This window comes from Streptomyces sp. WAC 04229 (genome assembly GCF_003947455.1).
Lineage (GTDB): Bacteria > Actinomycetota > Actinomycetes > Streptomycetales > Streptomycetaceae > Streptomyces.
The window spans coordinates 1-3,504 of sequence record NZ_QHJH01000341.1 but is presented as its reverse complement, the minus strand read 5'-3'; the positions used below and the strand labels follow the sequence as shown (position 1 = coordinate 3,504).

Here is a 3,504-nt window from a genome sequence, read left to right as displayed (position 1 = left end):
GTTGCGGGGGTGGCGGGACGGCGGGGTGGCGAAGATTCCATTCTGGCACGCGGCGTACGCGGGAGCGTGGCCGCCGATCACCAACGCTCTTCGGCCGGCTCGGCGCGGTCACCGGAGGGCGTCCCGGCGGCCTTCACGTAGAGGATGCCGCGGGCCTGCTCGGCGGCGCGGGCGATGCCCTCCGAGACGAAGTCGAGGAACCGGGCGACGCTCTCCAGGCGGGCCCCGGCGGGTGTGCCGGAGCCGAGGACGCCGACGCCCTGCCGCGCGGTCTCGACGATCCGGAGGGTGCTGCGGGCGCTGGCCATCATCGACTGGTACCAGACGTCGTCGTCGACGACGTAGCGCTCGCGGCGGCGTTCGTCGCGCTCGCGGCGGACGAAGCCCTGGCCGTCGAGGAACGCCACGGCCTTGGACACGGACGCCGGGCTGACCTGGAGGCGCTCGACGAGTTCGGCGGCGGTGAGACTGCCCGAGTCGGTGAGGGTGAGGCAGGCCATCACGCGGGACATCATCTTGGGCATACCGGACTGCATGAGGACGGTGGTGAAGACCTCCTCGAACTCCCGCACGGCCTCGGTGTCCCGCCCGTCGGCCACCGACGGCGCCTCGACCGCCCGGGGCGCGGGCTGCCTGCGGCGGTGAGCGCGGCGCTCGGTGGCCCGGTGGGCGAGGTCGGCGCGGTAGGCGGTGGGGCCGCCGTTGCGCATGACCTCGCGGGTGACGGTCGAGGTCGGCCGGTCGAGACGTCTGGCGATCTCCGCGTAGGCGAGGCCGTCGGCCACCCCCAGCGCGATCTGCTGACGTTCCTGCTCCGTGAGTCTGCCTCCCGGCATCGCGGCCTCCCTCGTGTCCGTGGCGCAGGCGGAGTGTAGCGTTCGCCGCCATTCCATTGCAACGAAGCATGAGCGGGCGTTGCATTACTCAACATCCCATTGCAACAGTTTTGGCGCTTTGAGCTGCACACTCTCCACATCAATGCAATTAGTGCGTTGCGCGTTCCGTGAACGCAACGTAGCGTTTCCGTCAACAGAAACAACAAAGCCAAGGAGTGCAACGATGCAGACCTTCGACACCCCCACCCCGGTCTCGGTCCTCCTCGACGTCCCCGCGGGCCGCATCCGCCTCATCGCCGCCGACCGGGCCGACACCGTGGTCGAGGTCCTCCCCGCGGACGCCGGGAAGGGCACCGACGTGAAGGCGGCGGAGCAGGCGACGGTGGCGTACGGCGAGGGCGTGCTGCGGATCGCGGCCGCACCGGCGAAGAACCGGATGCTCGGCAACTCCGGCGCCGTAGAGGTGACGGTCCAGCTGCCCGCCGGCTCCCGCGTCGAGGCGAAGACGGCCGACGCCGAGTTCCGCGGCGTCGGCCGGCTCGGAGACGTCGACTTCGAGGGGGCGAAGGGCTCGGTCAAGCTCGACGAGGCCGCGAGCGCCCGCCTCATCCTCCTCGCCGGCGACGTCACGGTGGGCAGGCTGGGCGGTGACGCGCGGCTCGGCACGCAGAAGGGCGACATCCGCGTCACCGAGGCGCTGAGCGGCACGGTCGAGCTGAGCACCGAGGCCGGCGACGTGTCGATCGGCGCCGCCCGCGGAGTCTCCGCGGCACTGGACGCCGGCACCTCCTACGGCCGGATCCACAACGCCCTGAAGAACGCCGACGACACCGCCGCCCTGCACATCCGGGCGACCACGTCCTACGGAGACATCAGCGCGCGTAGCCTGTGACGATGAGACTGCGCGCGATCAACCTGGACTGCCCTGATCCGCCGGCCCTGGCGGCCTTCTACCAAAAGGCCGCCGGCCTCGAGCCCCACCCGGAGTCCAACGCCGAGTTCGCCGGACTCATCTGCGCGGACGGTCTCGTCATCGGCTTCCAGCGGGTCGACGGCCACCGGGCTCCGCGTTGGCCGGACCAGACCGTCCCCCAGCAGCTACACCTCGACTTCGCGGTCGACGACCTGGACGAGGCGGAGGCCAGGCTGCTGGGGCTGGGGGCAAGCAGGCCGGATCACCAGCCGAACGAGCGGAGGTGGCGGGTCCTCACCGATCCCGCAGGGCATCCGTTCTGCATCGTGAAGGGCTGACCCCGGTTCCGAGGTCCTCCCCGAACAGTCCGTTCCCGGGCGCGGGCGACCCGTTCCACTCCATGCGCGACCACGGCACGGCGAGGTCGTCCGGGGAGGTCACCGGACGGGGCGCCAACTCCTCGACGGCGGCGGCCTCGTGGTGGCCGGTGAACACCGTGTCGACGTACCGGTGACCGGTGTCGGCGGCGATGAACACGGTCGTCCCGGCAGGCTCGACGCGGCTCTCCCAGCGGGCGGCGAGGTAGGCGGCGCCGGTGGACAGACCGGCGAAGACCGCGTGCCGGTGCAGCAGATCGACGCTCCCCGCGCGGGCGGCGTCGAAGGCGAGCCAGTGGACGGTGTCGTACAGGTCGTGGCGCACGTTGCCGAACGGGATGGAGCTGCCGATCCCGGCGATGATGATCTCCGGGTCCAGGACGTGCTCGCTGCCGAAGGTGACGCTTCCGTAGGGCTGGACACCGACGAGCCGCACACCGGGCGAACGTTTGCGCAGGTACTGGGCGAGCGCGCCGGTGGAGGCCCCGGAGCCCACGCCGCCCACGAGGGTGAGCGCCCGTGTGCCGGTCTCGGCGTGGATCCGCTCGGCGACGGCCTCGTAGCCGAGGTAGTGGATGTCGTCGTGGTACTGGCGCATCCAGTGGTAGTCCGGGTGGTCGTGCAGGATCTCGCGGACCCGCGCGACCCGGCGGCTCTGGTCGAGCTTCAGGTTCGCGCTGGGCTCCATCTGCTCCAGGCGGGCGCCCAGGACGGCGAGTTGGGTGCGCAGGGTGTGGTCGACGGTGGTGGAGCCGACGATGTGGCAGCGCATGCCGTAGCGGTGGCAGGCCAGCGCGAGGGCGTAGGCGTAGATCCCGCTGGAGCTGTCCACGAGGGTGTCACCGCGCCGTACCGCTCCGGTGTCGAGCAGGTGGCGTACGGCGGCCAGGGCGGAGACCACCTTCATCGTCTCAAACCGCAGGCAGACGAGTCCGTCGTCGAGACGTATCAGGTCCGGCCGGCCGATGGCTTCCGAGATGTGCGCGTCCACGGGAGGAGTCCTCACTCGGGGTCGGTTGGTGGCTGGTGGGGCTGTTGGGGCTCGGGTGGGTGGTGAAGACGCGGGTCGGCGTGATGCCCTCGCGTTCCAGATCACGCGCGCAGTGGTGCAGCCGGGCCTTCAGGCCGGGGGCCCGGGGGTCGAAGAGGACGCCGGCCACGTTGCCGCTGTGGGCGATCTGCACACCGACGGCGCCCGCCCGGTCCGCGATGCGGGTGAGGACGGGGAACTGGGCGTGTGTGAGGCGGCGTTGACCGAGCCGGGCGCTGGCGGTGGCGACCCGTCCCAGGAGGGCGCAGTCGCCGTCGGACACCGCCCGGCGCAGCATCCGGCGCAGGTGCTCGTAGGTGTCGAGGTCGGAGGCATCGTGGGCGGGGG

4 protein-coding genes and 1 pseudogene are annotated in these 3,504 nt (G+C 71.5%); 2 read left to right on the top strand and 3 right to left on the bottom strand.

What is annotated here, in order from left to right; genetic code table 11:
• Positions 1-77 precede the first annotated feature (77 nt).
• Positions 78-836 carry a helix-turn-helix domain-containing protein gene (locus DMH12_RS37795; RefSeq protein WP_125495777.1) on the bottom strand — a complete coding sequence of 253 codons (759 nt, stop codon included), beginning with the start codon at positions 834-836 and terminating at the stop codon, positions 78-80.
• A gap of 223 nt (positions 837-1,059) precedes the next feature.
• On the opposite strand from DMH12_RS37795, the gene DMH12_RS37790 reads away from it, so the two are divergent.
• Positions 1,060-1,728 (top strand): DUF4097 family beta strand repeat-containing protein, encoded by a 669-nt coding sequence (locus tag DMH12_RS37790; protein ID WP_125495776.1) that lies wholly within the window; start codon positions 1,060-1,062, stop codon positions 1,726-1,728.
• Between the two features lie 2 nt (positions 1,729-1,730).
• Positions 1,731-2,087 (top strand): VOC family protein, encoded by a 357-nt coding sequence (locus DMH12_RS37785; RefSeq protein WP_125495775.1) that lies wholly within the window; start codon positions 1,731-1,733, stop codon positions 2,085-2,087.
• Here the strand turns inward: DMH12_RS37785 and DMH12_RS37780 are convergent.
• Together DMH12_RS37780 and DMH12_RS39400 are read right to left on the bottom strand one after the other, a co-directional pair.
• Complete coding sequence (locus tag DMH12_RS37780) at positions 2,044-3,117, bottom strand: pyridoxal-phosphate dependent enzyme (RefSeq protein WP_125495774.1); 1,074 nt, start codon at positions 3,115-3,117, stop codon at positions 2,044-2,046. The genes DMH12_RS37785 and DMH12_RS37780 overlap by 44 nt on opposite strands.
• Positions 3,038-3,504 (bottom strand): annotated as a pseudogene (locus tag DMH12_RS39400) (GHMP kinase); the annotation flags it as partial. The pseudogene DMH12_RS39400 and the gene DMH12_RS37780, both read right to left, overlap by 80 nt.